The sequence below is a fragment of the Microbacterium sp. genome (assembly GCF_030149085.1).
Taxonomy (GTDB): domain Bacteria; phylum Actinomycetota; class Actinomycetes; order Actinomycetales; family Microbacteriaceae; genus Microbacterium.
In genome coordinates this window covers 1-3,004 of the sequence record NZ_JASBSF010000076.1, presented here as the reverse complement: position 1 = coordinate 3,004, position 3,004 = coordinate 1, and the positions used below count along the sequence as shown (strand labels likewise).

The window sequence follows — 3,004 nt, the reverse complement described above, 5'->3', positions numbered from 1 at the left end:
TCGGCAGCGTCCTCAGCGGGCGCCTCCTCGGCAGGTGCAGCTTCGGCCGGTGCAGCTGCCGGGGCAGCCTTCTTGGCCGACTTCGGCTTCGGGTTCACCGGCTCGAGCACGAGCTCGATGACCGCCATGGGCGCGTTGTCGCCCTTGCGATTGCCGATCTTCGTGATGCGGGTGTAGCCGCCCTCGCGGTCGGCGACCAGCGGCGCGATCTCGGTGAACAGGACGTGCACGACTTCCTTGTCACCGATGACCGACAGCACGCGACGACGCGCGTGCAGGTCGCCACGCTTGGCGAAGGTGATCAGACGCTCGGCGAGCGGGCGAAGGCGCTTGGCCTTGGTCTCGGTCGTCTTGATCGACTTGTGGGTGTAGAGCGCCGCCGCGAGGTTGGCAAGCATCAGGCGCTCGTGTGCGGGGCCGCCTCCGAGGCGGGGACCCTTGGTGGGCTTGGGCATGTCAGTTACTCCAGAGAAAGTCGGTCAGGATGCCGCGGCATCCGTTTCGGGTACCGGTCCGACGGTCTCGTCGTCGTAGCCGCCGTAGAAGTGCGCGCCATCGAACCCGGGAACCGAGTCCTTCAGGCTCAACCCGAGCGAGATGAGCTTGTCGCGAACCTCATCGACCGACTTCTGGCCGAAGTTGCGGATGTTCATGAGCTGCGTCTCCGAGAGGGCAACGAGCTCCGAGACGGTGTTGATGCCCTCGCGCTTGAGGCAGTTGTACGACCGGACCGACAGGTCGAGGTCTTCGATCGGCATCGACAGCTCGTTCGACATGACGGTCTCGACCGGCGCGGGGCCGATCTCGATACCCTCGGCCTCGACGTTCAGCTCGCGGGCGAGGCCGAACAGCTCGGTCAGCGTACGACCAGCCGAAGCGACGGCGTCACGCGGGGCGATGGAGGGCTTGGACTCGACATCCAGGATGAGCTTGTCGAAGTCGGTGCGCTCACCGGCACGCGTCGCGTCGACGCGGTAGCTGACCTTGAGCACCGGCGAGTAGATCGAGTCGATCGGGATCTGACCGCTCTCGGCGTACTCGTTGCGGTTCTGGGTCGCCGAGACGTAACCACGGCCACGCTCGATCGTCAGCTCGAGCTCGAACTTCGCGGTCTCGTTGAGGGTCGCGATGACGAGCTCGGGGTTGTGGACCTCGACACCCGCAGGAGCCGAGATGTCGGCGGCGGTGACCTCACCGGCGCCGGTCTTGCGCAGGTAAGCCGTGATGGGCTCGTCGCGCTCGGAGGAGACGACCAACTGCTTGATGTTGAGGATGATCTCGGTGACATCCTCCTTCACACCCGGAATGGTGCTGAACTCGTGCAGCACACCGTCGATGCGGATGCTGGTGACGGCGGCGCCGGGGATCGACGACAGGAGGCTGCGACGCAGCGCGTTACCGATCGTGTAACCGAAGCCGGGCTCAAGCGGCTCGATGACGAAACGGCTGCGGAACTCCCCGATCTTCTCCTCGGTCAGAGTGGGACGCTGTGCGATGAGCACGATGTGTTCCTTTCGATCACGTGCCCGCTATATGACACGTGCAATGGGTGAGGTGTTGAGTTTTTCTCGGGGGATGCCGAGGCGCGGCGCGCAGGCGCACACCCCGGCATCCGAAATGCTTCACCCGGGAGGCAAGAGCCGGCCCGGAACGGGGCTGTCGTCAGACGCGACGGCGCTTGGGCGGGCGGCAACCGTTGTGCGCCTGCGGCGTGACGTCCTGGATCGAACCGACCTCGAGGCCAGCTGCCGTCAGCGAGCGGATCGCGGTCTCACGACCCGAACCCGGTCCCTTGACGAAAACGTCGACCTTCTTGACGCCGTGCTCCTGCGCCTGGCGGGCAGCAGACTCGGCTGCCATACCGGCGGCGTAGGGCGTCGACTTGCGCGAGCCCTTGAAGCCGACGCCACCCGAGGAGGCCCAGCTGATCACCGCACCGGAGGGGTCGGTGATCGAAACGATCGTGTTGTTGAACGTCGACTTGATGTGGGCCTGGCCCACGGCGATGTTCTTCTTCTCCTTGCGGCGCGGCTTGCGCGCTGCGGACTTGGGGGTAGCCATGTGCGTTTTCTCCTAAACCTTCCGCGCCTTACTTCTTTCCGGCCTTCTTCTTGCCGGCGACGGTGCGCTTCGGGCCCTTGCGGGTACGCGCGTTCGTCTTGGTGCGCTGTCCGCGCACCGGCAGGCCGCGGCGGTGACGCAGGCCTTCGTAGGAGCCGATCTCGACCTTGCGGCGGATGTCGGCGGCGACCTCACGGCGAAGGTCACCCTCCACCTTGTAGGTGCCTTCGATGTAGTCGCGGAGGGCGACGAGCTGGTCGTCGCTGAGGTCCTTCACGCGGATGTCCTCGTTGATCTCGGTCGCCGCGAGGATCTCGTGCGAACGGGTACGGCCGATGCCGTAGATGTAGGTGAGGGCGATCACCACGCGCTTATCGCGCGGGATGTCGACACCGGCAAGACGTGCCATGTCGGTTCTCTCTTTCCCCCGGGTTTCCCCGCGGAGTATGTCGAAGGTGTGGAGCAGAATCGGTGCCCGGGCCTTCGTCCCGAGGTGTCCCCCGCATCCGGCATCCGGATGCGGGTTCTGACCCTGCCTGTGTGTATTGAGTTATGAGTCCTGGGGCCGCCGGAGCGGCATCCGTCTCAGCCCTGGCGCTGCTTGTGGCGCGGGTTGGACTTGCAGATCACCATCACGTTGCCGTGGCGGCGGATGACCTTGCAGTGGTCGCAGATGGGCTTGACGCTGGGGTTGACCTTCATGATGTTTCCTGTTCGCTGTCTTCGTACCTGCGACCGGCTCAGCACGGTTGCTGAGCCTGCCGAAACAGGCCGTTACTTCTCGACCGGTCTAGCGATAGCGGTAGACGATGCGACCGCGCGTGAGGTCGTAGGGGCTCAGCTCCACGACGACGCGGTCTTCGGGAATGATGCGGATGTAGTTCTGCCGCATCTTTCCCGAGATCGTTGCGAGCACCTTGTGTCCGTTGGTCAGCTCAACGCG

Annotated in this window: 6 protein-coding genes; all 6 read right to left on the bottom strand. The window is 65.0% G+C overall.

Going from position 1 to position 3,004, the window contains the following annotated elements; translation table 11 throughout:
• Window positions 1-455: 50S ribosomal protein L17 (gene rplQ, locus Q1V87_RS03170; RefSeq protein ID WP_300590811.1), on the bottom strand; the 455-nt coding region annotated here is incomplete at its 3' end.
• Window positions 456-479: 24 nt separating this feature from the next.
• The gene (locus tag Q1V87_RS03165) at window positions 480-1,502 is read right to left on the bottom strand and encodes a DNA-directed RNA polymerase subunit alpha (RefSeq protein WP_300590810.1); all 1,023 of its coding nucleotides are present in this window, start codon (window positions 1,500-1,502) and stop codon (window positions 480-482) included.
• Window positions 1,503-1,662: 160 nt separating this feature from the next.
• Complete coding sequence (gene rpsK, locus Q1V87_RS03160) at window positions 1,663-2,061, bottom strand: 30S ribosomal protein S11 (RefSeq protein WP_228177304.1); 399 nt, start codon at window positions 2,059-2,061, stop codon at window positions 1,663-1,665.
• A 28-nt stretch (window positions 2,062-2,089) separates the two neighbouring features.
• Window positions 2,090-2,470 (bottom strand): 30S ribosomal protein S13, encoded by a 381-nt coding sequence (gene rpsM, locus Q1V87_RS03155; RefSeq protein WP_228177305.1) that lies wholly within the window; start codon window positions 2,468-2,470, stop codon window positions 2,090-2,092.
• A 176-nt stretch (window positions 2,471-2,646) separates the two neighbouring features.
• Window positions 2,647-2,763 carry a 50S ribosomal protein L36 gene (gene rpmJ / locus Q1V87_RS03150; protein WP_022893853.1) on the bottom strand — a complete coding sequence of 39 codons (117 nt, stop codon included), beginning with the start codon at window positions 2,761-2,763 and terminating at the stop codon, window positions 2,647-2,649.
• 88 nt (window positions 2,764-2,851) lie between these two features.
• On the bottom strand, window positions 2,852-3,004 hold a 153-nt coding region (infA, locus tag Q1V87_RS03145; protein WP_300590812.1), incomplete at its 5' end, for a translation initiation factor IF-1.

Excerpts from the sequence above, each read along its gene's own strand:
- rpsK (WP_228177304.1), bottom strand. The coding sequence starts at position 2,061 with ATGGCTACCCCCAAGTCCGCAGCGCGCAAGCCGCGCCGCAAGGAGAAG.
- rpsM (WP_228177305.1), bottom strand. The coding sequence starts at position 2,470 with ATGGCACGTCTTGCCGGTGTCGACATCCCGCGCGATAAGCGCGTGGTG.
- rpmJ (WP_022893853.1), bottom strand. The coding sequence starts at position 2,763 with ATGAAGGTCAACCCCAGCGTCAAGCCCATCTGCGACCACTGCAAGGTC.